This is a genomic window from Streptomyces sp. CA-278952, from assembly GCF_028747205.1.
GTDB lineage: Bacteria > Actinomycetota > Actinomycetes > Streptomycetales > Streptomycetaceae > Streptomyces.
Genome location: NZ_CP112880.1, coordinates 3,676,816 through 3,701,847, shown reverse-complemented (window position 1 = coordinate 3,701,847; position 25,032 = coordinate 3,676,816). Strand labels below are relative to the sequence as shown.

Here is a 25,032-nt window from a genome sequence, read left to right as displayed (position 1 = left end):
GGGTGAGCAGGAGCGAAGAGAACGTCAGGCTGACCGTCGGCGAAGCCGAGTTGACCGTCGACCCCGGGCACGGCTGCCGGATCAGCAGCCTGCGGATCGGGGGCGCCGAGCTGCTCCGCCAGGGCGAGCGCTACGGCTGCTTCCCGATGGTGCCCTGGTGCGGGCGCACCGGGAACGGGGAGTTCCGCAACGGCGACGAGCTCCACCGGCTGCCGCTGAACTCCCCGCCCCACGCCATCCACGGCACCGGCCGCGACACCTCCTGGCAGCCGGCGTTCACGGCCGCCGACCTGGAGGAGGGGCGGGCCGCGTTCTACTACGACCTCGCCGAGCCCTGGCCGTACCGGGGCCGGGTGACGCAGACCTTCGAGCTGACCGGGGACGCGCTGACGCTGGGCCTCGCCGTCGAGACGTCACGCGACTCCTTCCCGGCCCAGGCCGGGTGGCACCCCTGGTTCCACCGCACCATCGACGGCGTGGCCGCCGAGCTCTCCTTCGACGCCGCCTGGCAGGAGGAACGCGGCGCGGACCATCTGCCCACCGGCCGTCGCATCGACCCCCTGCCCGGCCCGTGGGACGACTGCTTCGGCATGCCCGACGGCGTGGACGTGAAGCTCACCTGGCCGGAGCGGCTGGAGCTGACGGTGAAGAGCCGCAGCGAGTGGGTGGTCGTCTACGACGAGCAGGACGAGGCCGTCTGCGTCGAGCCGCAGTCCGGGCCGCCGAACGGGCTGAACACCGCGCCGCGGCTGGTGACTCCTATCGACCCCCTGGAGATCACGACGACCTGGAGCTGGACGCGGCTCTGAGCCGGTGCCCGGCGGTGGGCCGGTGCGGTACCGCTTACCCTCGTGCACATGACTGACGTACGCGCTGACCTGCTCCAGCAGATCAAGGACAAGGCCGTGGTGCACGGCAAGGTGACCCTCTCCTCGGGGCTGGAAGCCGACTGGTACATCGACCTGCGCCGGATCACGCTGGACGGCAAGGCCGCGCCGCTGGTCGGCCAGGTCATGCTCGACGCCACCGCCGAGCTGGACTACGACTGCGTCGGCGGGCTGACCCTGGGCGCCGACCCGGTCGCCACCTCGATGCTGCACGCCTCCGCCGCCCGGGGTAAGAGCCTGGACGCGTTCGTCGTCCGCAAGGCGCAGAAGGCGCACGGGATGCAGCGCCGGATCGAGGGCACCGACGTGAAGGGCCGCCGCTGCCTGGTCGTCGAGGACACCTCGACGACGGGCGGTTCACCGCTGACCGCCGTCGAGGCGGTGCGCGAGGCGGGCGGCGAGGTCGTCGCCGTCGCCGTGATCGTCGAGCGCGGTGCCGCCCCGGCGATCGCCGAGGCCGGTCTGCCGTACATCCACGTCTACTCGGTGGCCGACCTCGACCTGGGCTGAGGCGGGGGACCGACGGTTTCACGTGAAACCGGGTCCGCCGAGTGGAGCCGGATGAGGAGTCTGGGAAGATGGGGGCGACGATGACGTCGCCCCCAGGTCAGGGACTCAAAGCCTGCACACCCGCACATCCCAAGGAGCGGTCAGATGCCCATCGCAACCCCCGAGGCGTACGCCGAGATGCTCGACCGGGCAAAGGCGGGCAAGTTCGCCTACCCGGCCATCAACGTCACCTCGACCCAGACCCTGCACGCCGCCCTGCGCGGTTTCGCGGAGGCCGAGAGCGACGGCATCGTCCAGATCTCCACCGGCGGTGCGGAGTTCCTGGGCGGCCAGTACAACAAGGACATGGTCACGGGTGCGGTCGCCCTGGCGGAGTTCGCGCACATCGTCGCCGCGAAGTACGACGTCACCATCGCGCTGCACACCGACCACTGCCCCAAGGACAAGCTGGACGGTTACGTACGTCCGCTGCTCGACGTCTCCGCGGAGCGCGTCGCCAAGGGTCTGAACCCGCTGTTCCAGTCCCACATGTGGGACGGCTCGGCCGAGACCCTCGCCGACAACCTGGCCATCGGCCAGGAGCTGCTGGCCAAGGCCGCCGCCGCCAGGATCATCCTCGAGGTCGAGATCACCCCGACCGGCGGTGAGGAGGACGGCGTCACGCACGAGATCAACGACGAGCTGTACACCACCGTCGACGACGCGCTGCGCACCGCCGAGGCGCTCGGCCTGGGCGAGAAGGGCCGCTACCTGCTGGCCGCCTCCTTCGGCAACGTCCACGGCGTCTACAAGCCGGGCAACGTCGTGCTCCGTCCCGAGCTGCTGAAGGACCTTCAGGCGGGCGTCTCCGAGAAGTACGGCAAGCCGGCCGGCAGCCAGCCGTTCGACTTCGTCTTCCACGGCGGGTCCGGCTCCACCGCCGAGGAGATCGCCACCGCGCTGGAGAACGGCGTCGTGAAGATGAACCTCGACACCGACACCCAGTACGCCTTCACCCGCCCGGTCGTGGACCACATCTTCCGCAACTACGACGGTGTCCTGAAGGTCGACGGCGAGGTCGGCAACAAGAAGACCTACGACCCCCGTACCTGGGGCAAGGCCGCTGAGGCGGGCATGGCCAAGCGCGTCACCGAGGCCTGCGGCCACCTGCGCTCCACGGGTACGAAGCTGAAGTAATCCCCGTCCGCACGGACGCACGGACGCACGGTGTCGGGCCCGGTCCTCCTTCAGGGGGCCGGGCCCGCTGCCGTGCCAGGCCGTGCCAGAAGAGACCAGAAGAGACCAGAAGAGAGAAGAGGCCCCGCTGTGGGTGCGACTTACGATTTCGACACCGTCGTCGACCGCCGGGGCACCTGGTGCGTCCAGTGGGACGGGGTCGCGGACCGGTTCGGGGTCGACGGGCTGCTGCCGTTCACCATCTCCGACATGGATTTCGCCACGGCCCCCGAGGTCCTGGCCGCGCTCCGGGACCGGCTGGAGCACGGGGTGTTCGGCTACACCACCTGGCAGCAGGACGACTTCCGCTCGGCGATAGCCCACTGGTACGCGACCCGGTACGACACCACCATCGACACCGGGCAGCTGGTCTACGGCCCGTCCGTGCTCAACCAGCTCTCCCAGCTGCTGCGGATGTGGACGGTGGAGGGGGACGGCGTCGTCGTCCACACCCCCACGTACGACGGCTTCCGCAAGGCGATCACGGGGCTCGGGCGCGAGCTGCGGGGGGTGCCGGTGGGGGACGAGGAGGCGCTGGAGCGCGAGCTGGCGCGGGCGGACGCGAAGGTGCTGGTGCTGTGCTCGCCGCACAACCCGACGGGGCGCGTGTGGACGGCCGGCGAGCTGGCCCGGACGGCGGAGCTCGCGGAGCGGTACGGGGTCGCGGTGATCAGCGACGAGATCCACGCGGACTTCGTGCACGACGGTGGTGTGGGGCGCGCCCATGTGCCGTGGACGCGGGTGGCGGGCGCGGGGCGCTGGGCGCTCATCTCCTCCGGGTCGAAGGCGTTCAACTTTCCGGCGCTGACCGGTTCGTACGGGCTGATCGGCGATCCGGCGGACCGGGCGGAGTACGTGCGCCGGATGGAGACGGGGGAGGGGCTGGCGTCCCCGGCCGTGCTGTCGTTGACCGCGCACATCGCGGCGTACCGGGAGGGGGCGGCGTGGCTGGACGCGGTACGGACGTATGTGGCGGGGAATCTCGGGTACGTCGCGGAGCGGCTGGGCGAGGCCTTCCCCGAGCTGGGGTGGGCGCCGCCGCAGGCCGGGTACCTGGCCTGGATCGACCTGCGGCCGCTGGGGGTGGACGACGCCGCGTTGCAGCGGGTGCTGGTGGAGCGGGAGGGGGTGGCGATCATGGGGGGTGCCGTTTATGGGGCGCCCGGGTTCGTGCGGCTGAACGTGGGGTGTCCTCGGGAGAAGGTGGTTCGGGGGGTGTCGGCGTTGGTGCGGGCGGTGGGGGCCGTGCGGTAGGGGGGGTTTCGGGGGCGTTGCCCCCGGGCCCCCGTTACGGGGGCTCTGCCCCCGCACCCCCGCTCCTCAATCGCCGGAGGGGCTGGAGATGCGGGCTTCGGTCCCGCGCCCCCGCTCCTCAATCGCCGGAGGGGCTGGAGATGCGGGCTTCGGTCCCGTGCTCCCGCTCCTCAATCGCCGGAGGGGCTGGAGATGCGGGCTTCGGTCCCGTGCTCCCGCTCCTCAATCGCCGGAGGGGCTGGAATGGTGTCCCCGGAGGGGATGGAAATGCGCCGAAAGGCGTGAATCGGGGCATGCTGCTCCCATGGCTGCTGCCCCCGCACCCGGAGAGATTCGGGTCGCCTCGTCCGTCGGGCGGTGGGTCGTTCTGACCACCGTGCTCGGCTCCAGCATGGCGATGCTGGACTCCACGGTCATCAACGTGGCCCTTCCTCGCATCGGCGAGGACCTCGGCACCGACATGGCCGCGCTCCAGTGGACCGTCAACGCGTACATGCTCACCCTCGCCGGGCTGATCCTCCTCGGCGGGGCGCTCGGGGACCGGTACGGGCGGCGGCGGGTGTTCGTGGTGGGGGTGGTGTGGTTCGCGTTGGCCTCGTTGCTCTGCGGGATCGCGCCGAACGCCGGGGTTCTCGTCGCCGCCCGGGCCTTGCAAGGGGTTGGCGGCGCGCTGCTCACTCCCGGGTCCCTCGCGCTCATCCAGGCGAGCTTCCATCCGGACGACCGGGCCCGGGCCGTGGGGCTCTGGTCCGGGTTCGGCGGGGTCGGGGCGGCCGTGGGGCCCTTCGTGGGCGGGTGGCTCGTCGACGGGCCCGGGTGGCGGTGGGTCTTCCTGCTCAATCTGCCGCTCGCCGCGATCTGCGTGCCCGTCGCGCTCCGGCACGTACCGGAGTCGCGGGATCCGGCGGCGCACGGCCGGTTCGACGTGCTGGGGGCCGTCCTCGGGGCGCTGGCGCTCGCCGGGGTGACGTACGCCCTGATCGAGGCCCCGGGGCGGGGCGCGTCGCCGGTGGTGATCGGGTCGGCCCTCGGCGGGGTGGCCCTCGGAGTGGCGTTCGTCCTGGTCGAGCGTCGGCGGGCGGATCCCATGCTGCCGCCGTCGATCTTCCGCTCCCGGCTGTTCACCTCGGTCAACCTGGTGACCTTCTGTGTCTACGCGGCCCTCGGCGGCTTCTTCTTCCTCTCCGCGATCCAGCTCCAGGTGGTGGCCGGATACTCCGCGCTGGGGGCGGGCACCGCGCTGCTGCCGACCACGGTCCTCATGCTGCTGTTCTCCGCCTGGTCGGGGGAGCTGGGGCGGCGGATCGGGCCCCGTATCCCCCTCACCGCGGGGCCGCTGCTGGCCGCCGCCGGGATGCTCCTGATGCTCCGGGTGGGGCCCGGCACCCCGTCCGTCGGTTCGTACGTCGGTGAGGTGCTGCCCGCCGTATCGGTGCTCGGCGCCGGGCTCGTCGTGGTCGTCGCGCCGCTCACCGCGACCGTCCTGGCCGCCGTGGACGCCGGGCGGGCGGGGCTGGCCAGCGGCATCAACAACGCCGCCGCGCGGGCCGCGGGGCTCATCGCGGTGGCGGCTCTGCCGCTGCTCGCCGGGATGGGGCCCGAGGCGTACCGGGACGCGGGCGAGTTCGCCGCGACCTTCCGGCGGGCGATGCCGATGTGCGCCGGGCTGCTGGTGGCGGGCGCGGTCGTCGCCTGGTGGACGGTGCGTACCCCGACCGCCGCCGTCCGCGGTGAGCGGCCCGAGTGCGCGGTGCACTGCGGGGTCGCCGCCCCGCCGCTGGAGCCGGAGCGCCGCGACGGATGACGTACGCCCGCGGGTCAGGCCCCGGAGCCCGGGCGGCCGAGTCGGGGCGCGGTGCCGCCGGTCCGTCGCGGCAGGCACACTTGAGCCATGTCCATCCACGAGAACCTGCTCGGGGGCCCCGCCCCGACCCACCTCCCCGACGACCCGGAGCCGCGCGAGCTGCTCGCCGCCGGCACCCCGCCCACCGAGGTCGCCGCGAAGTACCCCACCTCCTCGCTCGCCTGGGCGCAGCTCGCCGACGAGGCGTTCGAGGGCGGCCGGGTCGTCGAGTCGTACGCGTACGCCCGTACCGGCTACCACCGCGGCCTCGACTCCCTGCGCCGGGCCGGCTGGAAGGGCCACGGCCCCGTCCCGTTCGAGCACGAGCCGAACCGTGGCTTCCTGCGCGCCCTGCACGCCCTGGCGCGGGCCGCCGGGTCGATCGGGGAGACCGAGGAGCACGAGCGCTGCGCGACGTTCCTGCGGGACTCCTCGCCGACCGCCGCCGACATCCTGAGCTGAGCAGTCCTCCCCCGAGCCGCTCCCTGCCCACGCGAACCGGGCGGGGAGCGGCTTAGTATGCGAGCAGGGGACCGGAGCTCCATCACCTCACGGAAGGGGCGGACCGCTACCCGGAAGCTCGTGTCGAGGAGACAGAAATGTCGACGAATCACCCCGACCCCGAAGCCACCGGTGCGGACACCCCGCACCTGGACTTCGAGGGAACGACTCCGTACGAGGACTATGTCCAGGCGGATGTCCTGACCCACCTCCAGCACCTGTGCTCGGACGATCCCGGCGAGATGGTCTTCCTGGTCACCACCCAGGTCATGGAGCTGTGGTTCACGGTCATCGTCCATGAGTGGGAGACCGCGACCCGCGCCCTGCGCGAGGACCGCATACCCGTCGCGCGCGACGCCCTGAAGCGTTCGCTGCGCGAGCTGGAGGCGCTCAACGACTCCTGGCGGCCGCTGGCCGGCCTCACCCCCGCCCAGTTCAACTCCTACCGGGGTTCCCTCGGCGAGGGATCCGGGTTTCAGTCGGCGATGTACCGGCGGATGGAGTTCCTGCTCGGCGACAAGTCCGCCTCCATGCTGGTGCCGCACCGGGGCGCGCCCCGGGTGTACGCCGAGCTGGAGAAGGCGCTCGGGGAGCCCAGCCTGTACGACGAGACCCTCGCCCTGCTGGCCCGGCGCGGCTATGCCATCCCCGAGTCGGTCACCGGCCGGGACCTGACCAAGCGGTATGAACCGTCGCCCGAGGTCGAGGGCGCCTGGGCGGAGATCTACGCCTCCGACGACCAGAACGACGAGCTGGTGCGCCTCGGCGAACTGCTCACCGACGTCGGCGAGCTCGTCTGGCGCTGGCGCAACGACCACCTCGTCGCCACCCGGCGCGCGATGGGCTCCAAGACCGGCACCGGCGGTTCCGCCGGGGTGGCCTGGCTGGAGAAGCGCGCCACGAAGAACGTGTTCCCCGAGCTGTGGACGGCGCGCAGCCATGTCTGAGGCCTCCACCCCGCGTACGGACCTCCGGGAGCGAGCGCTCGTCCTCGACGCCGCCGATCCGCTCGCCGCGCGGCGGAAGCTCTTCGCCCTCGACGACGGCGTCTACCTCGACGGCAACTCGCTGGGGGCGCTGCCCGTCCACGTCCCCGCCCGCGTCCAGGACGTCCTCACCCGCCAGTGGGGCGAGCTGCGCATCCGGTCCTGGGACGAGAGCGGCTGGTGGACCGCGCCCGAGCGGATCGGCGACCGGATCGCCCCGCTCGTCGGGGCCGCCACCGGGCAGATCGTCGTCGGTGACTCGACCAGCGTGAACGTCTTCAAGGCCGTCGTCGCCGCGGGCCGGCTCGCGGGGGAGGGACGCGACGAGATACTGGTTGACGCGACGACCTTTCCCACGGACGGGTACATCGCCTCGTCCGCCGCCCGGCTCACCGGCCACCGGATCGTGCCCGTCGCGCCCGCCGACGTCCCGGCCGCGCTCGGGCCGCGTACCGCCGCCGTGCTGCTCAACCACGTCGACTACCGCTCCGGCCGGCTGCACGACCTGCCCGGACTGACCGCCGCCGTCCACGCGGCGGGGGCGGTCGTGGTGTGGGACCTCTGCCACAGCGCCGGCGCGCTGCCCGTCGGCCTGGACGAGCACGGGGTGGACCTCGCGGTCGGCTGCACCTACAAGTACCTGAACGGCGGCCCCGGTTCGCCCGCGTACCTGTACGTCGCCGAGCGTCACCAGGCCGCCTTCGACTCGCCGCTGCCGGGCTGGAACTCGCACGCCGACCCGTTCGGCATGACGCCCGACTACGCCCCCGCGGACGGTTCCGTACGGGGCCGGGTCGGCACGCCCGACATCGTCTCCATGCTGACGCTGGAGGCGGCGCTGGACGTGTGGGACGGGGTCTTGGTCGACGTGGTGCGGGCCAAGTCCCTCGCCCTGACGGACTTCTTCCTGGAGTGCGTCGAGGCGTACGTCCCGGCGGGCCGGGTCACCTCCGTCACCCCGGCCGCGCACGCCGAACGCGGCAGCCAGGTCGCCCTGCGCTGCGACGGGGCCGAGCCCGTGATGCGCCGGCTGATCGAGCGGGGCGTCGTCGGCGATCTGCGGCGGCCGGACGTGCTGCGGTTCGGCTTCACCCCGCTGTACGTGGGATACGCCGACGCGGAACGGGCGGCGCGGATTCTCGCCGAGGTGCTCGCCGAGGTGTATGCCGAGGCGCTCGCCGACAACACCGTCGGCTGACGGGTCGTCACCGTCTGTTCGACCGGGCGGGGACGGTGCCGAGTGCTGGTACCGTCCCCGCAGGTCAGCCCAGTTGGGCAAGAACACAGGCACTGGACACAGGCATAGGACGGTTGAGCAGCATGTCGGATTCTGCCGCGCGTGATCGGGACGTCGCCGAGACGGAGTCGGCGCTCGCGCATCCGGAGGTCGCGCCCGACCGGTCCGCCGCCTACGGGGACCACCCCGACCAGGTCATCGACTTCTACGCGCCGCGCGACGGCCGCACCGGCGCCCCGCTCGTCGTCCTCCTGCACGGCGGCGCCTGGCGGACCCCGTACGACCGGGCCCATGTCTCCCCGTTCGCGGACTTCCTGGCCCGCCGGGGCTTCGCCGTGGCGAGCGTGGAGTACCGGCGCGGCGGCGAGGACATCCCGCAGCAGCGCGGCGGGGAGAACACCCGGCCGAGCGGCGCCGACCCGGTCGCGGGGCGCTGGCCGGAGACCTTCGACGACGTGGCCGCGGCGATGGACGCGATGCCCGTGCTGGCCGCCCGCGAGCTGCCCGGGGCCGATGTGCGGCGGATCGTGGTCACCGGCCACTCGGCGGGCGGGCACCTCGCCCTGTGGGCGGCGGCGCGGCACGTCCTGCCCGAGGGGTCGCCGTGGCGGCTGCCCGCCCCGCCGCCGCTGCGCGGGGCCGTCGCCCTGGCCCCGATCGCGGACTTCACGGTGGCGGCCGAGCTGGGGGTGTGCGGCGGTGCGGTCGCCCAACTCCTGGGCACGGGGGCCGACTTCGAGGGCCGGGCGGCGCAGTCCGACCCCGGGGTGCTGTTGCCGACCGGGATCGCCACCGCGATCGTGCAGGGCGTCGAGGACATCGTCGTCCCGCAGGCCGTCTCCGAGGCGTACGTCGACGCGGCGGCCAGGGCCGGCGAGATGGTGGGGCTGACGCTGCTCGGTGGCGTCGGGCACTTCCCGCTGATCGATCCGGCCGCCGACGCCTGCGCTGTCGTGGCCGAGGAGATCACCCAGCTCGCCTGGTGAATGTTTTCCGGCCCCCCGTCGCGATTGCGGACGGAAGCTGTCCGCAAGGGTCTCTACGTTGGTCCTGTTGCCGCTCAGAGGGAGCCGGTACCGACGAAGGGGAACCACATGACGATCCTGGTGACCGGAGCCACGGGAACGGTCGGACGCCGCGTGGTCGAGCAGCTGCTGGAGCGCGGCGAGCACGTCCGGGCCCTGACCCGCGACCCGGCGCAGGCGGAGTTCCCGGACGGGGTCGACGTCGTCGCCGGCGACCTCACGGACCCGGCGTCGCTGGGTCCCGCGCTGGACGGGGTGAGCGGGCTGCACCTCATCACCTTCGGCGGCGAGCTCTTCGTCCCGCTGGAGACCGGTGAGGAGATCCTCGCCCTGGCCCGGAAGGCCGGCGTGCGCCGGGTGACCGTGCTGCACGGCGGCGGCGAGACCCCGATGGAGGCGGCGGTGCGGGCGAGCGACTTCGCCTGGGCCGTCGTGATGCCGGTGGAGTTCATGGCGAACGCCCTGGAGTGGGCGCCCGGCATCAGGAGCGAGGGCGTGGTGCGCGAGCCCTTCGTCGGCCGGCTGAGCGCGATGGTCCACGAGGCGGACATCGGGGCGGTGGCGGCGGCGGCCCTCACGGAGGACGGCCACGGCGGCCGGCAGTACCTGATCACCGGCCCGCAGGCGCTGACCGTCGGCGACAAGACGGCGGCCGTCGCGGCGGCGCGGGGCGCGGACGTGGAGCTGGTCGAGCTGACCGAGGAGCAGGCGCTGGAGACCTGGCGGAACCAGGGCATGCCGGAGGACGTGATCGCGTTCCTCATCGACGTCTACCGGGACACCCCGCCGGAGGGCCGGACGGTGACCGACACGGTGGAGAAGGTCACCGGGCGGCCGGCCCGGACCTTCGCCCAGTGGGCCGAGGAGCACGCGGACCACTTCCGCGCGGGGGTCTGAGGAGGCTGCCACCAGGGGTTTTCCGGTCCTCGGGACAGTACGGCGGAGGCGGGTAGTCCTTGAGGGGGACGCCCCGGAATCCGTAGCGATGCTGACGACCCGCCGTCCGCCGCCGCCTACCGTGGAAGCGTGACCGAGACCCAGACGAAGACCAGTGGCCCGGAGTTCCGGGCGGCCGCAGGGGCCATCGACGGCCTGCGGAACGACCTGATGCGTGATGTACTCGCCTACCGGCCGCTGCCGCCGCTGAACCCCGACGGCCGGCTGATACGGCGGCTGCCCGAGGGCCTGCGGAAGGCCACCGTCTGGACCCCGCACGCGCTGGTGCTGTTCGCCGCCTTCCTCGTGATGATGGCCGGGTTCGCCGAGTGGAACCACCGCTTCCTGATGGGCGTGGTGCCCGCGATCCCGGTCGCGATGACCCTCATCAGGCCGGTCGCCGCCTTCTGGGCCTCGATGCTGGCGACCGTCTTCTGCGGGATCCTGGGCAGCGAGCTGTGGGGGCCGAGCACCTTCGCGGCGCAGGTGGTGGTCCTGGTGGTCGTGGCCGCCCGGACCCGGCCCCGTACGGCCGCCTTGATGTGGCTGCTGACCCTGTTGTTCGGGGTGCTGGTGGAGGGCGGCGACCCGTCGATCACCGCGCCCCTGGTGACGCTGTCCGCCTTCGCGCTGCTCGTCGTCGCCGTGGTCCAGATCCGGCGCGACGCCGAGCGCGAGGTCACCGTGCAGCGCACCGTCACCGCCGTCGAGCGCGACCGGCGCACCCTGCTGGAGGAGCGCACCACCATCGCCCGGGAGCTGCACGACGTGGTGGCCCACCACATGTCGGTCGTCGCGATCCAGGCCGAGGCCGCCCCCTACCGGGTCGAGAACCCGCCGCCCGAGCTGGAGCAGGCCTTCGTCACCATCCGGGAGAACGCGGTGGCCGCCCTCACCGAGCTGCGCCGCGTCCTCGGGGTCGTCCGGGCGGAGGACTACGAGGCCCCCGACGCCCCGCAGCCCACCCTCGCCGCGCTCGACGGGCTCCTGGACAACGTCCGCGAGACGGGCCTGGAGACGGAGAAGGTGATCACCGGGGCCGTCCGCGAGCTGCCGCAGGGCGTCGAGCTGTCGGCGTACCGGATCGTCCAGGAGGCCCTGAGCAACAGCCTGCGGCATGCCCCGGGAGCCTCGGCCCGGGTCGAGCTCGGCTATGTCCTCGGCGGGCTCGGGCTGCGGGTGGTCAACGGGCCCCCGCGCGGTCTGGTCAAGCCCTCGCCGGGGGCCGGGCACGGGATCACCGGGATGCGGGAGCGGGTCGCGATGCTGAACGGCGAGATGACGGCCGGGGCGACGGAGGACGGCGGATACGAGATCTCCGTGTTCCTCCCCGTCCCGCTGTCGGACGGGCCGGAGCCACGGGAGACGGCCGGCGGCACGGCGGACGCGACGGGCGCGACGGGCGCGACGGGCGCGACGGGCGACGCGGACACGGTCGTCGTCGAACGGGGTGGCGGCGCATGAGCGGCACCGACATCCGGGTCCTGATCGTCGACGACCAGATGATGGTCCGCGAGGGCTTCTCGGTCCTGCTCAACGCGATGCCGGGGATCACCGTCGTGGGCGAGGCGGTCGACGGGCGTCAGGCCCTCGCCCAGGTCGCCGCCCTCCGCCCGGACGTGGTCCTCATGGACATCCGCATGCCGGAGATGAACGGCATCGAGGCGACCCGCGAAATCGTCGCGCGGGACGCCGACGCGAAGGTGCTGGTGCTGACGACCTTCGACCTCGACGAATACGTCTACCAGGCGCTGCGGGCCGGGGCCTCGGGCTTCCTCCTCAAGGACGCGTCCGCCCGGCAGCTCGCCGACGGGGTACGGGTGGTGGCCTCGGGCGAGGCGCTGCTCGCCCCGACGGTGACCCGGCGGCTGATCACCGAGTTCTCCAAGCTCGCCGAGACCCCGCGCCCGCCCGCCCTGGCCCGGATCGGCGATCTCACCGAACGCGAGACGGAGGTGCTCGTCCTGATCGCGCAGGGGCTCTCCAACGCGGAGATCGCCTCGCATCTGATCGTCGCCGAGTCCACGATCAAGACGCACGTCAGCCGCATCCTGGTGAAGCTGGGGCTGCGGGACCGGACCCAGGCGGCGGTGTTCGCCTACGAGGCGCGGCTGGTGACGCCCGGGTAGCACCTCTTGCGGCGGCCCCGGGCGGTCCCGGGACCGCCCGGGGCAGGCGCACGTACCTCTTGCTGTGGCGGCGGGCGGTCCCGGGGAGGCCCGGGCGGGATCACCCCTTGCGGTGGCGGCGGGCGCGGGTAGCGTCGGGTCATGCACGTGTCCTTCGATCCCTGGTCGCCCGCGTTCGTCGCCGATCCCTACCCCGCCTACACCGCGCTGCGCGCCGCCGGCCGGGCGCACTGGTTCGAGCCGACGGGGCAGTGGCTGATCCCGCACCACTCCGACGTGTCGGCTCTGCTGCGCGACCGCCGCCTCGGCCGGACGTATCTGCACCGCTTCAGCCACGAGGAGTTCGGCCGGACCCCACCGCCCGCAGCGCACGAGCCGTTCACCACGCTCAACGGGCAGGGCCTCCTCGATCTGGAGGCCCCCGACCATCCCCGGATCCGGCGCCTGATCTCCAAGGCGTTCACCCCGCGTACGGTCGAGAACCTCGCCCCGACCGTCCGGCGGCTGGCGGCCGAGCTGGTCGACGCCTTCGTGGCCGAGGGCGGCGGGGATCTTCTCGCGGAGGTCGCGGAGCCGCTGCCGGTCGCCGTGATCGCGGAGATGCTGGGCGTTCCGGAGGCGGACCGGGGCCTGCTGCGGCCCTGGTCGGCGGCGATCTGCAGGATGTTCGAGCTGAACCCGTCGGAGGGGACGGCCGAGGCCGCCGTCCGGGCCTCCGTCGACTTCTCCGCGTATCTGCGCGGGCTCATCGCCGAGCGGCGCACCAACCCCGGCGAGGACCTGGTCTCGGCGCTCATCGCCGCCCACGACGAGGGCGAGCGGCTGACCGAGCAGGAGATGATCTCGACCTGTGTGCTCCTGCTGAACGCGGGCCACGAGGCGACGGTGAACACCACCGTCAACGGCTGGCGCACCCTCTTCCACCACCCGGAGCAGCTGGCCGCCCTGCGCGCCGACCCCGCGCTGCTGCCCACCGCTGTCGAGGAACTGCTGCGCTACGACACCCCGTTGCAGATGTTCGAGCGGTGGGTGCTCGACGACATCGAGATCGACGGCCAGGTGATCGGGCGGGGCGCGGAGGTGGCGCTGCTGTTCGGCTCGGCCAACCGGGACCCCGAGCGGTTCGCGCGCCCGGACACGCTGGACCTGTCCCGGGAGGACAACCCGCACATCACCTTCGGCGCGGGCATCCACTTCTGCCTGGGCGCCCCGCTGGCCCGGCTGGAGCTGGCCGCCTCCTTCGGGGAGCTGCTCCGCAAGGCGCCGGCGCTGCGGATGACGGCCGAGCCCGAGTGGCAGCCGGGGTATGTGATCCGGGGGCTGAAGGAGCTGCGGGCGGAGGTGTAGCGCCTGCGCCGGTGGCTCAGCAGGGGTCGTAGCACTCCGGCCTCGGCGCTCCGGCCAGCGCGTCCACGCCGACGCCGATCGCGAAGAGTGCGGCGATGGCCGCGACGAGGCCGAGCGCCCGCTTCCACTCACCCCGGACCAGGAAGAACAGGGCCAGGGCCGCCGCGATCCCGCCGAGGATCATGAGGGGCAGGCCGACCCAGAGCACGTTCCAGTTGGAGGCGCCCTCGAAGCCGTCGAGGAGGCCGCCCTTGCCGTGCGGGGCCCAGAGCACGATGCCCGCGAGCGCTCCGGCGAAGGCGGTCAGACAGCCGGCGGTTCCGACGACGGCTTCCCGCCGCGCGTTCTGGATCTCCATGTGGTGGAGGACGCGGCGGGGTGCGGGCGCGGTTCCGCTTACGGGGGCGCTGCCCCCGGACCCCCGCTCCTCGGCACACTCAGCCCCTCCGGCGATTGAGGAGCGGGGTCCGGGGCGGAGCCCCGGTGCTACGTCAGGGGGTACGACGACCTGCCCGACGCCTCGTCGATCTCGTCGTGCGCTTTGGTCAGCAGTCTCATCGCCAGTTCGTTCAGCGCCCTGGCCCCCGCGATCTCCTCGCCGACCCTCTGCTGGTCGGCGTCCGACGGATGGCGGCTGGCGTAGCCGTGGGCGCGTACCTCTGTTCCGTCGGAGAGGCGGACGAGCGCCGCCGCGCGGGTGCGGTGGGTGTCCTCCTCGAAGGCGAGGTCGATGTGCCATCCGACAGCGATCCTGGTCATGACGGTCACCTCCGGGACGTCTCGGGCCGTCTTCTACCAGCGTGCGCCCGCTGATCCGACCGCGCTCGCCGGGCCCGGCAGCATCAGCCCCCAGGCGCCCGCCCGGACCGTCCAGGTCCGGGTGCGTACCGGCCCCCCGGTCTGTATGTCCGCCCGGTAGCGGAAATCCGCGCCGGAGACCGTGACGGCCTTGGCCTCCGCCGTGACGTCCTCGCCCGAGGCGGTGCGGACGACGACGTCGGCCTGGCCCCCGTCGCCCTGGGAGGTCACCTGGACGCCCCGGACAGGGGTGTCCAGGTCGCTCAGCAGCACCCCGTCCGCCTCGACGCGCAGCCGGTGCGTGCCCGGGTGCGTGTTGGCGGCGACCGGGGCCGGGCGGACCAGGGACGTCATCAGCGAGCGGCAGGTGTCCCAGACGGCCGTGACGCCCGTGTGCGGGCCCCCCGGGCCGGACGGCGGGGCCGGGGCGGGGATGCGGAGGCGGCCGAGGACGACGCCGTCGCTGTCGTCGACCAGGAGGTCCAGACGTCGCACCGCGCCGTCCAGCGCAGTCCGGGCGGCCGCCACGGCGCCCCGGGGGACGCCGAGGGCGTGGGCCACCTCCAGGGCGTGCGCCGCGCCGACGGGGATCAGGGAGAGGACGCCGTCGGCCAGCTCCCGTTCGCGGTGGAGCTGGGCCACCGCGCGCAGCAGCGCGTGATCGTCGCCGACCACCACGGGCCTGCGCGAACCCCGCCGGGACAGGGCCCGCGCGAACTCCTCGGGGGTGTCCGGAAGGCAGATCTTGGCGTGCGAGCCGGCGCTCAGCACGTCCTTGGCGATACGGACGGACTCGCCGTCGGTCCGGCGGGCGACCGGGTCGATGACCACCAGAAGCTGGTCGTCGCCGTCGCCGGGGGGCTCTGCAGCCGACACCTCGGTCCTTCCTCGGGTAGCATCTTGGTGCAAGAGCCCCTTGCGCTATTGCGCCAGGGGCTTCGTCTATTCCGGGGCACCCGGTTCGACGGCTCAGGTTTTGCCGTACATCGTCGTACGGCAGGTACGACCTTTACGTACGCCCCCTGACCTTGGACATGCCCCGCCCGGAAGGGGTGTACGCCTGTGCCCGCACTTGTGCTGCTCGGTGCTCAGTGGGGTGACGAGGGCAAGGGGAAGGCCACCGACCTCCTCGGTGGATCCGTGGACTATGTCGTGCGATACCAAGGCGGTAACAACGCCGGTCACACGGTCGTCGTGGGCGACCAGAAGTACGCACTGCATCTCCTCCCCTCCGGAATCCTGTCGCCGGGGTGTACCCCGGTCATCGGGAACGGTGTCGTGGTCGACCCGGCGGTCCTGCTCTCCGAGCTGAGCGGTCTGAACGAGCGAGGCGTCGACACGTCCAAGCTTCTGATCAGCGGCAACGCTCATTTGATCACTCCGTACAACGTCACGCTCGACAAGGTGACCGAGCGCTTCCTGGGGAAGCGCAAGATCGGCACGACGGGCCGGGGTATCGGTCCGACGTACGCCGACAAGATCAACCGGGTGGGGATCCGCGTCCAGGACCTCTACGACGAGTCGATCCTGGTGCAGAAGGTGGAGGCGGCCCTGGAGCAGAAGAACCAGCTCCTGGCCAAGGTCTTCAACCGCCGGGCCATCGAGGCCGGCAAGGTCGTCGAGGACATGCTCCAGTACGCGGAGCAGATCAAGCCGTTCGTCGCCGACACGACCCTGATCCTGAACGATGCCATCGACGAGGGCAAGGTCGTCCTCTTCGAGGGCGGCCAGGGCACCCTGCTCGACGTCGACCACGGCACGTATCCCTTCGTCACCTCGTCGAACCCGACCGCGGGCGGCGCCTGCACCGGCGCCGGCGTGGGCCCGACGAAGATCAGCCGGGTCATCGGCATCCTCAAGGCCTATACGACGCGGGTCGGGGCCGGTCCGTTCCCGACGGAGCTGCACGACGAGGACGGCGAGGCGCTGCGGCGCATCGGCGGCGAGCGCGGTGTCACCACCGGCCGTGACCGCCGCTGTGGTTGGTTCGACGCCCCGATCGCGCGGTACGCGACCCGGGTCAACGGCCTGACCGACTTCTTCCTCACCAAGCTGGACGTCCTCACCGGCTGGGAGCAGATCCCGGTCTGCGTGGCGTACGAGATCGACGGCAAGCGCGTCGAGGAACTCCCGTACAACCAGACCGACTTCCACCACGCGAAGCCGATCTACGAGAACCTGCCGGGTTGGTCCGAGGACATCACCAAGGCCAAGACCTTCGACGACCTGCCGAAGAACGCGCAGGATTACGTGAAGGCCCTGGAGGAGATGTCGGGCGCACCGATCTCCGCGATCGGCGTCGGCCCCGGCCGGACCGAGACCATCGAGATCAACTCGTTCCTGTAGAAACGCCTCCTGGGGACGCGTTCCTGTAGGGACGCCTCCTGGGGACGGCCGGACAGCGACGCGGCGGCGGACGACGGGGAGGCCCCGTCGTCCGCCGCCGCGTGTGTGTGTTCGTCAGGCCGGGAGGGCGGCGCGATCACCGCCCTGTTCGTGGTCCTGTTCGTGGTCCTGTCCGTGCCGGCCTCTGGCTCGTCGTCAGTCGATGGCCTGGTAGAGCTTGGTCCAGAAGTCGTTCATGGCGCGGGGCGAATCCGGGGTGGACAGTCCGACCTGGGTGAGCAGGACCCCGGTGAGCTGGTTGGTCCTGTCCGCGAAGGCGGTAGTGCCGGTACCGCCGAACCAGCCGAACTGGCCGATGGGCGCGTAGTCGCCGCGATGGGTGCGCACCGCCATGCCGATGCCCCAGCCGCCGGTCGACCCCTGGCCGGACGACAGGTGGGCGACGTTGCTGAACATGGCTTCCCGGGCGGCCAGTTGCCCGGGCGAGAGACGGTTGGTGGTCATCAGCTCGACGGCGGCGCGGGACAGGATCCGTTCATTCCCGTGCATGCCGTGGTTCAGCAGCATCTGGAAGTAGGCGTGGTAGTCGTCGGCGGTGGAGACCAGCCCGCCGCCGGCGCCCTGGAACGCGGGAGGCGCGCTGGACCTCCCCCCTGCCGCCTCGTCCCACACGACGAACTCGCCGGTCCGCGGGTCGGGCCCGTACAGGGGCGGCAGTCGGTCGATCTTGTCGGCGGGCACGTGGAAGGCGGTGTCCTTCATCCCCAGGGGATCGAGGACGCGCGTCCGCAGGAACGTCTCCAACGGCTGTCCCGTGACCCTGGAGACGAGGACACCGACCACCTCGTTGCTGAGGTCGTACTGCCACCGCTCTCCGGGCTGGAACTGCAACGGCAGCTCGCCGAGGCGGCGCATCCACTCGTCCGGACCGGGCGCGGGCCCGGATGACACGCTGTAGTCGAGACGTTCGTGGGTCGCGGCCCTGATCGGGGAAGCCATCGACTCGAAGTCCACTCCGAGCCCGAACGTGGAGGTCAGCAGGTCCCTTACGGTGATCGGCCGCCGAGCCGGCACGGTCTCGTCCAGCGGCCCGTCGGGCCGCTTCAGCACCTGCCGGTCGGCGAGTTCGGGCAGCCACTGATCCACCGGGTCGTCCAGCCGCAGCCGGCACTCGTCGAGCAGGATCATCGCTGCCGCCATCGTGACGGGTTTCGACGTGGACGCCATCCGGAAGATCGTGTGCCGGTGCATCGGCGGACCGCCGTCATGGCGCATCGTCCCGATCGCCTCGACGTGCGTCCGGCCGCCGCGGCTGACCAGGGCGACCAGGCCGGGAATCCTCTGGGACTCGACGTGCCCTGCCAGCACCTCGCGCAGTCGGCGCAGCCCTGCGTCCGAGAAGCCGTTGTCGCTGGTTCCCATGGTGGATCTCCTGTTCGCGGAGTGAGTTCTCACGGCGGCCCCGGTGGCTGCCTGGCCCTTCGAGCGGCCCTGTGCAGAGCCTGCGTCCTTGACCCGAGGTCAAGGTCAACCCCCCCCGTCGTGCGCCAAGGGTTGCCAGGCGCCGGCCGCAGGCGTCCCGGCCCTGCTCGGCGGCAGGGGGCGGGCGGGAGCGGGTGCGCGCTATCCTCGCCCCGGTGATCGTCCGGGCTTCCCGGCCGTCGCCGACGCGCTTCGCGAGACCGCGGCCGTCCACGAACCGGAGGTGCTGAGCCGATGGCAGACGGACTGACGATCGGTCAGGCGGCGGCGTACGTCGGTGTCACGATCAAGACCGTGCGGCACTACCACCGGCTCGGACTGGTCGCCGAGCCGGAACGCGACGGCTCCGGCTACCGCCGTTACCGGTCGGGCGAGCTGTTCCGTCTGGTCCAGGTCCGGACCCTGGCCGCGGCCGGCGTGCCGCTGGGCGAGATCGGTGACCTGCTCGACGCCGATCCCCGGACGTTCGCCGCCACCCTGGACGACGTCCATCACCAGCTCACCGAACGGATCGAAGACCTGATCGCTCGCCGCGACAGGCTGCACCGCCTCGACCACGGCGACCGGGCCCTGCTGCCCGACCGAGCCTGCGCGGTCCTGGACGGACTCGCCGGACTCGGCTTCGCTCCCGACTACGTGGCCGTTCAACGGGAGGCCCTGGTGCTGGCCCGAGCGCTGGTCCCGGAGATCTTCCACAACTTCCTGACCCGGCTCGAACGTGCTTTGGACGATCCCGAGTCCGTCGAGCTGACCAAGCGGGCCTGGGATGCGAGGTCCTGGGAGCCGGACGACCCGCGGATCGAGGAACTGGCGTCCGCGCTGGCCGGCAAGCTGCTGGCCGACCGGACGCTCCTGGCGATGCCGGCAGGGTTGGGGAACCAGTCCGACGCCGCCTCCCGGTACGCCCTGGTCAACCACCACCGCGAAGACCAGTCGCCGTCCATCGCCCGGTTGAACACGCTGGTCGAGGCGGACCTGCGCGCGGCCGGCATCACCGTTCCGCATCAGTGACGGCCGCCCGGCGGACCCGGCGCCGCAGTGGAACGCCCGCCGCGTCCCGCCGCGTCCGAACCGGGAACTGCGCCGCGTCCGAACCGGTAACTGCCCGGCGGGCGGCCCTGCGTACCACCCTTGCCCCGCACGGCCGTGCGATGTTCCTCAGCCCTGACTACACCGGCTTCGGTGACGGCTCCCGCGCGGCGGATTCCGGCTGTGCCGCGCTGTCCTTGGCGAGCAGTACGGCGATGAGCGCGGCGCCGAGAGCGAGCAGCCCGGCGGCGATGGTGAGCGTCAGGGAGAACCCTTCCGTCGCCGCGCGCAGCGGGCCGACGGAACCGGTCAGCTCCTCGCTGCGCCGGGTGGCCACGGAGACCAGGACGGCCAGTCCCACGGCGCCGCCGATCTGCTGCACCGAGCTGAGGACCGCCGAACCGAGGCCGGCGTTCTCCTCGTCGGTGCCGGAGACCCCGGCGATGGCGAGGGCGGGGAAGCCGAGGCCGGAGCCGAAGCTCACCACCAGCATGCCGGGCAGCACGCCGATCGCGTAGCTGTCGTTCGGCGACACCCCGGAGAGCAGCAGGAGTCCGCCCGCGCTGATCAGGAACGCCAGCACCAGCGCCCACCGCAGCCCGAGCCGGACCACGACGCGGGAAGAGCACCAGACGCCGGTGAGGATGCCCGCGCCGTAGGGGAGGAAGCCGAAGCCGGCCGTGAGCGGCCCGTATCCCAGCACCGTCTGCAGATGCAGCATCAGCAGGAAGGACAGGGAGAAGAAGGCGGCGGCGAAGAGCAGGCCCGCCGCGTTGGAGACGACGCGGATCCTGACGGCGAGGAACGACAGCGGGATGAGCGGATCCGCCGTGCGTGCCTCGACCACGAGGAAGAGGGCCCCCAGGGCGGTGCCGAGCAGCAGCGGCACCAGGACCGGCGGGTCGCTCCAGCCCGCCCGCTCGGTCTGGAGCAGGGCGTAGACCAGGGAGACGACGGCGCCGGTGCCCAGCAGCGCGCCCGGGACGTCCAGCCGGGCGGGGCGGTCGGTGCGGCTCTCGCCGACCAGGCGCGGCAGGAGCACCAGGGCCAGGACGGCGACCGGCAGATTGATCAGGAAGATCCAGCGCCAGGACGCCAGCCCGGTGAGCGCCCCGGAGATCACCACCCCGGTGGTGCCGCCCAGACCGGCGATGGCGCCCCAAATGCCGAGCGCCTTGGCGCGCTCCTCGCGGCCGGGGAAGAGCAGGGTGATCAGCGCCAGGGCTGCCGGGCTGGCCATGGCCGCGCCCGCCCCCTGGGCGAACCGTCCGGCCACGAGCTGCCAGGGCTCCTGGGCGAGTCCGCAGAGCAGGCTCGCGGCGCCGAACAGGGTCACGCCCCAGAGGAAGACCCGGCGGCGGCCGATCAGGTCGCCGAGGCGGCCGAAGAGCAGCAGCAGTCCGCCGAAGGCGAGGAAGTACGCGTTGGCGACCCAGGTCAGGTCCGTGGTGCTGAAGCCGAGGTCGCTCCTGATGCTGGGGAGGGCGACGTTCACGACGGTGTCGTCCAGCACCAGCATGAACTGGACGAAGCAGAGAACGACGAGTGCGGCCTGTCGGCGGGGGTGCGCGGTTATCACCCGACGACGCTATGGAGGGGGCGTCACTCGCCGCAATGGCTTGACCGGCCATATACCCGGGGCGGGTATCCAGCCCGGGCGGGGCGGGCGCGACCCGGCATGTCTGGTCTAGACCTTGACAGGTCCAGACCATGCGGGCTTGGGTGGTGACCCGTCATGTCGGCCTGCCGGGGTGCTCGGTGTGCCGCACCGAAGGAGTGAGCAGCCTGAACCGCATCGACCGCATCGACCGCATCGTTGGCCGCGTTCGCATCGTTCGCCTTGTTCGTGCCAAGAGGTTCCTGACCGTCCCTGCGGCCCTGGCCACCCTCGCCGCCGCTCTCGTGACGGCGGCCCCCGCCGCGTCGGCCGCCGCCCCCGCCGACGGGCTCTGCGCGCCGCTCCACAGCGCCTCGGTCGACTACCGCGCCGGGGACACCGTCTCCCACCACGGGCGCAACTGGAGCGCCAAGTGGTGGACGCGGGGGGAGAATCCGGGGGCCAGATCCGCCTGGTCGGACCGCGGCGCCTGTACGGGAGGGGTGTCCGACTTCGTCATCAGCGAGCAGCGGTTCGACGACATCTTCCCGGACCGCGACCCGTTCTACACGTACCAGGGCCTGATCGACGCGCTGCACGCCTACCCGCGGTTCGCCAACGTCGGTACGCCGCAGACGCGGGCCCGCGAGGCGGCGGCGTTCCTGACGCACGCGGACTTCGAGTCGGTGGGGCTGCAGTACGTCAAGGAGATCAACGAGGCCAACTACTGGCGCAAGTGCGACGACACCCAGCCCTTCGGCTGCCCGGCGGGGCGCGAGGCGTACTACGGGCGCGGCCCGATCATGTTCAGCTGGAACTTCAACTACAAGGCCGCCGGTGACGCCCTCGGGCTCGACCTGCTGAACGATCCCTGGCTGGTCGAGCGGGATCCGTCCGTCGCCTGGGCCACCGCCCTCTGGTACTGGAACACCCAGAACGGGCCCGGCACCATGACGTCCCACGACGCGATGGTCGGCGGCGCCGGCTTCGGCGAGACGATCCGCTCGCTCAACGGGGCCCTGGAGTGCGACGGCGGCAACCCGGGGTCGGTGACCGCGCGGGTGGAGCGGTACGAGCGCATCACGGGCATCGTCGGGGTGGCCCCGGGGGCCGGACTCACCTGCTGAGCCTGCCGGGCCCGGGTGCCCGTAGGTCATCCGGAACCGTCCGCATGCTGGGCGGGCCGGAAGATTTTACTTTCGGTTCCGCCCCCGTTCGCCGGGGCCCCGGACGGACTCCCTCCGGAGTAGCGGCTGTTGAGGGCCCTCTTGACGCGATCGCCCCGGGCGGCGGCGGTCGGAACCGGTGGAACCGGCATCTTCTTCGAGGATGGTCTAGACCTTGACAGGTCCAGACCATCCTCGCTTGAGTGTCGGCACCCCCACTGCGGCGCAGGCCGGACGTCGCGCCGCGTCCAAGGAGTGTGATCACGTGATCCGACGTGTCATGAGTCTGCTGGTCGCGCTCGCCGCGATCGTCGCGGCGCTCGTCGTCCTTCCCGCCACCACCGCGCAGGCAGCTACCTGCGCCACGGCCTGGAGCTCCTCCTCCGTCTACACGAACGGCGGCGCGGTCTCGTACAACGGCCGCAACTACACCGCGAAGTGGTGGACCCAGAACGAGCGTCCGGGCACGTCGGACGTCTGGGCCGACAAGGGTGCCTGCGGCACCGGCGGCGAGAACCCGGGCGAGAACAACGGCTTCGTCGTCAGCGAGGCCCAGTTCAACCAGATGTTCCCGAACCGGAACGCCTTCTACACGTACAAGGGCCTCACCGACGCCCTGAGCGCCTTCCCGGCCTTCGCCAAGACCGGCACCGACGAGGTGAAGAAGCGCGAGGCCGCGGCCTTCCTCGCCAACGTCAGCCACGAGACCGGCGGGCTGTACTACATCAAGGAAGTCAACGAGGCGAACTACCCGCACTACTGCGACACCACCCAGTCCTACGGCTGCCCGGCCGGCCAGGCCGCCTACTACGGCCGCGGCCCGATCCAGCTGAGCTGGAACTTCAACTACAAGGCCGCCGGTGACGCCCTGGGCATCAACCTGCTCGCCAACCCGTACCTGGTGGAGCAGGACCCGGCCGTGGCGTGGAAGACCGGCCTCTGGTACTGGAACACCCAGAACGGCCCCGGCACCATGACCCCGCACAACGCCATCGTCAACAACGCCGGCTTCGGCGAGACGATCCGCTCGATCAACGGCGCCCTGGAGTGCAACGGCGGCAACCCGGCGCAGGTCCAGAGCCGCATCAACAAGTTCACCCAGTTCACCCAGATCCTCGGCACCACCACGGGTCCGAACCTGAGCTGCTGACCGCTCCGACCGCCCCTCACCGGCCCGCGAGGGCTGCTGAGGGGCCCTGAGGATCCCCGAGAGACCCCACCCGAACGGGGGTGTGTCCGGCTCACGCCGGGTGCACCCCCGCTCCGGCGTCCGGCGCCCCTCACCCCAACTGCGGCTTCACCGACATCAGCAGGTGCCGGTGGACGTCCGTGCCCGTCTCGTCCGTGATCATCGCGCGCTGACCGGCCCCCAGCAGCAGGAGCCGCAGGGACGGCTCCGTGAAGGACGCCAGGGCGTCCGCCAGATAGCCGGGGTTGAAGGCCACGGTCAGCTCCTCGGCCCCCTCCAGGGTGGCCGGCAGGCGCTGGGACGCCACGTCGTCCTCGTAACCCGCGCGGAGGGTCACGGAGGCGTCGGCGCGGGAGAAGGTCATCTGCACCGGGCTGTCCCCGTCGGCGACGACGGAGACCCGCTTGACGGCCTCCGTCAGCCGGACCCGGTCCACCACCGCGGCCGCCGGGTCCACCATCGCGAACAGCTTCTCGTGGCGCGGCAGCCGGCCTTCCAGCAGCCGCACCGTGGTCCGCATCCCGGAGTGCTCGAAGCCCGCCGAACCGGCGTCCAGAGCGACGCTCACGAGCCCGGAGCGGCCCAGTGAGCGGGCGATCTCGGTGAGGCGGCGGGCGGAGACGATGACGTCGGCGGTCTCGCCGGGCGTCGTCGCCTTCCACGGGAGGGTCCGTACGGCGAAGCGGTACCGGTCGGTCGCGGCGAGCGTCATCGTGTCGCCGTCGAGCCCCAGCCGGATCCCGGTGAGCGCGGGCAGCGTGTCGTCGCGCCCCGCGGCCACCGCCACATCGGCCACGGCCGCCGCGAACAGCCCCGCGTCCACCGCGCCCCGGAGCTGCGGGAGCGGGGGCAGGGCGGGATAGTCGTCCAGCGGCAGCACGGAGAGGCCGAACCGGGCCCCGTCGCCCGACACCGTGAACCGCGAGCCCTCCACGGCGCACTCCACGGGCCCCTCGGGCAGCACCTTGCAGATGTCCAGCAGCCGCCGCCCCATGACGAGCACCTTCCCGGGCCGCACGACCTCGGCGTCCACGTCGATGCGCGCGGACGCCTCGTAGTCGAGCCCGGAGATCCGCAGGGGCCCGCCGCCGCCCTCGCCCCCGCCCGCCGTGTCCAGCAGCAGCCCGCCCAGCACGGGGACGGGCGAGCGCACCGGCAGGACCCGGGCCGCCCAGGAGACGGCTTCGGTCAGGGCACTGCGTTCGATACGGAACTCCATGGGGGCCTTTCCTGGCGCGTCGCAAGCCGGAGCCGGAGGCCGGCTCCCATGACGACGACGATAAAAGGCACCACTGACAATCGGCGCGGGGCGGGAGCCGACGACAGCGACCACCCCCGTGAGCCGCTGCCGCCGCGTTCCCCGTACCCCCGTACCCCCGTACCCCCGTACCCCCGTACCCCCGCGCCCCCTGTTCCGGAGCCGTCCCCCGACGGGCTGGAACACGTTGGGACGATAGAACGCAGGGTAGGGAGACGGGAGATTCAATGCGCCCAGTGGGACGGTCACGGGGGTATCGGTCCGCACAGTCAGTCGTGCGGGGCGGTCCGCCGGCTC

Annotated in this window: 23 protein-coding genes; 17 read left to right on the top strand and 6 right to left on the bottom strand. The window is 72.2% G+C overall.

Features of this window, described 5'->3' with window-relative positions; translation table 11 throughout:
* Positions 1-2 precede the first annotated feature (2 nt).
* The 13 genes from N7925_RS16515 to N7925_RS16455 all read left to right on the top strand — a co-directional run bounded on the left by N7925_RS16515 (position 3) and on the right by N7925_RS16455 (position 13,870).
* A complete protein-coding gene (locus N7925_RS16515; RefSeq protein WP_265600365.1) occupies positions 3-809 on the top strand; it encodes an aldose epimerase family protein in 807 nt (268 codons plus the stop codon).
* Between the two features lie 48 nt (positions 810-857).
* Positions 858-1,397 carry an orotate phosphoribosyltransferase gene (gene pyrE, locus N7925_RS16510; protein WP_050358452.1) on the top strand — a complete coding sequence of 180 codons (540 nt, stop codon included), beginning with the start codon at positions 858-860 and terminating at the stop codon, positions 1,395-1,397.
* Between the two features lie 144 nt (positions 1,398-1,541).
* Positions 1,542-2,573: a class II fructose-bisphosphate aldolase gene (gene fbaA, locus N7925_RS16505; protein ID WP_265600364.1), complete on the top strand. Its 1,032-nt coding sequence runs from the start codon at positions 1,542-1,544 to the stop codon at positions 2,571-2,573.
* Positions 2,574-2,702: 129 nt separating this feature from the next.
* The gene (locus N7925_RS16500) at positions 2,703-3,866 is read left to right on the top strand and encodes a MalY/PatB family protein (RefSeq protein ID WP_274344289.1); all 1,164 of its coding nucleotides are present in this window, start codon (positions 2,703-2,705) and stop codon (positions 3,864-3,866) included.
* Between the two features lie 304 nt (positions 3,867-4,170).
* Positions 4,171-5,670, top strand: coding sequence for a DHA2 family efflux MFS transporter permease subunit (locus tag N7925_RS16495; protein WP_274344288.1), 1,500 nt, complete (start codon positions 4,171-4,173; stop codon positions 5,668-5,670).
* 87 nt (positions 5,671-5,757) lie between these two features.
* Complete coding sequence (locus tag N7925_RS16490) at positions 5,758-6,171, top strand: DUF3151 domain-containing protein (RefSeq protein WP_265600361.1); 414 nt, start codon at positions 5,758-5,760, stop codon at positions 6,169-6,171.
* A 137-nt stretch (positions 6,172-6,308) separates the two neighbouring features.
* Entirely contained in the window at positions 6,309-7,157 is an 849-nt protein-coding gene (locus N7925_RS16485) for a tryptophan 2,3-dioxygenase family protein (protein WP_274344287.1), read from the top strand.
* Positions 7,150-8,394 (top strand): kynureninase, encoded by a 1,245-nt coding sequence (gene kynU / locus N7925_RS16480; RefSeq protein WP_274344286.1) that lies wholly within the window; start codon positions 7,150-7,152, stop codon positions 8,392-8,394. Before N7925_RS16485 ends, kynU begins: the two co-directional genes overlap by 8 nt.
* A 122-nt stretch (positions 8,395-8,516) precedes the next feature.
* Positions 8,517-9,419, top strand: a complete 903-nt coding sequence (locus N7925_RS16475; RefSeq protein WP_265600358.1) for an alpha/beta hydrolase — start codon at positions 8,517-8,519, stop codon at positions 9,417-9,419.
* Positions 9,420-9,527: 108 nt separating this feature from the next.
* Positions 9,528-10,355 (top strand): NAD(P)H-binding protein, encoded by an 828-nt coding sequence (locus N7925_RS16470; protein WP_274344285.1) that lies wholly within the window; start codon positions 9,528-9,530, stop codon positions 10,353-10,355.
* Positions 10,356-10,484: 129 nt separating this feature from the next.
* Positions 10,485-11,858 carry a sensor histidine kinase gene (locus tag N7925_RS16465; RefSeq protein WP_274344284.1) on the top strand — a complete coding sequence of 458 codons (1,374 nt, stop codon included), beginning with the start codon at positions 10,485-10,487 and terminating at the stop codon, positions 11,856-11,858.
* Positions 11,855-12,523: a response regulator gene (locus N7925_RS16460; protein WP_217228327.1), complete on the top strand. Its 669-nt coding sequence runs from the start codon at positions 11,855-11,857 to the stop codon at positions 12,521-12,523. Before N7925_RS16465 ends, N7925_RS16460 begins: the two co-directional genes overlap by 4 nt.
* Before the next feature lie 141 nt (positions 12,524-12,664).
* Positions 12,665-13,870 (top strand): cytochrome P450, encoded by a 1,206-nt coding sequence (locus N7925_RS16455; protein ID WP_274344283.1) that lies wholly within the window; start codon positions 12,665-12,667, stop codon positions 13,868-13,870.
* A gap of 16 nt (positions 13,871-13,886) precedes the next feature.
* Here N7925_RS16455 and N7925_RS16450 read toward each other — a convergent pair whose 3' ends face one another.
* The 3 genes from N7925_RS16450 to N7925_RS16440 all read right to left on the bottom strand — a co-directional run bounded on the left by N7925_RS16450 (position 13,887) and on the right by N7925_RS16440 (position 15,544).
* The gene (locus tag N7925_RS16450) at positions 13,887-14,228 is read right to left on the bottom strand and encodes a hypothetical protein (protein WP_265600354.1); all 342 of its coding nucleotides are present in this window, start codon (positions 14,226-14,228) and stop codon (positions 13,887-13,889) included.
* A 128-nt stretch (positions 14,229-14,356) separates the two neighbouring features.
* Complete coding sequence (locus N7925_RS16445) at positions 14,357-14,629, bottom strand: DUF1876 domain-containing protein (RefSeq protein WP_265600353.1); 273 nt, start codon at positions 14,627-14,629, stop codon at positions 14,357-14,359.
* A gap of 33 nt (positions 14,630-14,662) precedes the next feature.
* Entirely contained in the window at positions 14,663-15,544 is an 882-nt protein-coding gene (locus N7925_RS16440) for a diacylglycerol kinase (protein ID WP_265600352.1), read from the bottom strand.
* A 186-nt stretch (positions 15,545-15,730) separates the two neighbouring features.
* On the opposite strand from N7925_RS16440, the gene N7925_RS16435 reads away from it, so the two are divergent.
* Entirely contained in the window at positions 15,731-17,014 is a 1,284-nt protein-coding gene (locus N7925_RS16435) for an adenylosuccinate synthase (protein WP_265600351.1), read from the top strand.
* A gap of 195 nt (positions 17,015-17,209) precedes the next feature.
* On the opposite strand, the gene N7925_RS16430 is transcribed toward N7925_RS16435, so the two are convergent.
* Positions 17,210-18,436 (bottom strand): serine hydrolase domain-containing protein, encoded by a 1,227-nt coding sequence (locus N7925_RS16430; protein ID WP_274344282.1) that lies wholly within the window; start codon positions 18,434-18,436, stop codon positions 17,210-17,212.
* Positions 18,437-18,730: 294 nt separating this feature from the next.
* On the opposite strand from N7925_RS16430, the gene N7925_RS16425 reads away from it, so the two are divergent.
* Entirely contained in the window at positions 18,731-19,507 is a 777-nt protein-coding gene (locus tag N7925_RS16425; RefSeq protein ID WP_274344281.1) for a MerR family transcriptional regulator, read from the top strand.
* 157 nt (positions 19,508-19,664) lie between these two features.
* Here N7925_RS16425 and N7925_RS16420 read toward each other — a convergent pair whose 3' ends face one another.
* The gene (locus tag N7925_RS16420) at positions 19,665-21,044 is read right to left on the bottom strand and encodes an MFS transporter (protein ID WP_274346486.1); all 1,380 of its coding nucleotides are present in this window, start codon (positions 21,042-21,044) and stop codon (positions 19,665-19,667) included.
* Between the two features lie 311 nt (positions 21,045-21,355).
* Here N7925_RS16420 and N7925_RS16415 point away from each other — a divergent pair, with 311 nt between their 5' ends.
* Positions 21,356-22,249 (top strand): glycoside hydrolase family 19 protein, encoded by an 894-nt coding sequence (locus N7925_RS16415; protein WP_331618203.1) that lies wholly within the window; start codon positions 21,356-21,358, stop codon positions 22,247-22,249.
* Between the two features lie 304 nt (positions 22,250-22,553).
* Complete coding sequence (locus N7925_RS16410) at positions 22,554-23,438, top strand: glycoside hydrolase family 19 protein (protein ID WP_265600347.1); 885 nt, start codon at positions 22,554-22,556, stop codon at positions 23,436-23,438.
* A gap of 130 nt (positions 23,439-23,568) precedes the next feature.
* Here N7925_RS16410 and dnaN read toward each other — a convergent pair whose 3' ends face one another.
* Positions 23,569-24,696, bottom strand: coding sequence for a DNA polymerase III subunit beta (dnaN, locus tag N7925_RS16405; protein WP_274344280.1), 1,128 nt, complete (start codon positions 24,694-24,696; stop codon positions 23,569-23,571).
* Positions 24,697-25,032: the final 336 nt, after the last annotated feature.